The sequence below is a fragment of the Variovorax guangxiensis genome, from assembly GCF_003952165.1.
Taxonomy (GTDB): Bacteria; Pseudomonadota; Gammaproteobacteria; order Burkholderiales; family Burkholderiaceae_C; genus Variovorax; species Variovorax guangxiensis.
Map to the genome: position 1 here is coordinate 1 of NZ_RXFT01000039.1, position 1,192 is coordinate 1,192.

Genomic DNA, 1,192 nt, shown 5'->3' on the forward strand with positions numbered 1-1,192 from the left:
CTCGTCTGTTTCTCGGGGACGCAGATTCTGAGCGATTTCAATTGCGTCTCGGATGATGGAATCCGCTGTCGCTCCGTTGGCTGTTCCTCTGCCGTCCGCAAAGATGTGAGGCCCTACAACGTGATAGATGCGAAAACCCTCCAGCTCAAGTTCCTTCGCCGAATCACTTTTGTAGGATCGAATCAACCACGTATTTGCCACTGGCCCTTTGCCGAAGTAGTTGATCTCGGCCGTCTTGTTTCTTGCCAAAATCTTCGCCCGCTCGGCCTCCATCACCTTATCGATGTCTTTGGCCTGATTGGGCAAAGTCGGGAAGTCTCGTCCGAAGGTCAGGCGCGAGTCCGAGGGAACGGTCAATACGTAGCGCCCAAAGCACAGCAGCTTGGTGTGTTCGAACAATCGTTCGATGCGAGGGTTCGTCATCAGGTTGTTTCCTTCTTCATGATTGGAGTGGGCACTTCAGTCCTTCTTGTCCCACCACGCCGGGTCGAATTCGGTGGCGATGCGCACGATGCCGTACAGAGTCGAGGCGTTGGCGTCCGAGTTCCTGTAGCTGTTCTGGTGGTCGTAGCCGCGCTGGACGAACTTGAGCCTGGCCTTGACCTTGCTGGCACTGCGCTCGACCGGCACCGTGCCGTCGGCGGCAGCATGGGGCGGCTGCAGCTTCAGAATGAGCTCCGTGCCGTAGTTGCCGCGCACCTTCAGCAGGCCCTTCTTGTTGTCGCCTTTCTCTCCAGGCAGCAGCGTCCAGTTGGCCGGGTCGCCCGCCTTCGCGGCATCCCCATCGACCACGCGCCACGACACCTCGTTCCAGGCCAATTGCTTCGGATCGTTGCCGTAGTGAGCGTAGGTGCGCTCGTGGAAGGTCTGTTCGATGGCGTTGGCGAACTTCATGGCATCCTTGATTCGCTCCATAGTCGCACTTGGTCCGATCTGCTCTTCAGTCTTGCCACCCTCGCCTGGAGGCTTTTTCAGCTGCCCGGCCGGATCAATCCACTCCGGATTGATCAACCGCCACCACTTGTCCGGCCCCTGCGTATAGATCTCCTCCACGGCATCGCCTTGCGGAAGCCGCGCGAGGAAGTTGCCTTCCTGATCCTGCACATGCAGCCACTGCGTGCCGTACGCGGCGGCGGGCAGCAGTTCGAGACCGCCCTGCGCGTTGGCCAGCACTGCCGTGACTTTCTCCCCA

General features: G+C 59.5%; 2 pseudogenes. Both read right to left on the reverse strand.

Annotated features, from left to right (window positions below):
- Nucleotides 1-423: pseudogene (locus tag EJP67_RS33495) on the reverse strand (T6SS immunity protein Tli4 family protein); the annotation flags it as partial.
- Between the two features lie 36 nt (nt 424-459).
- Nucleotides 460-1,192 (reverse strand): annotated as a pseudogene (locus tag EJP67_RS33785) (esterase/lipase family protein); the annotation flags it as partial.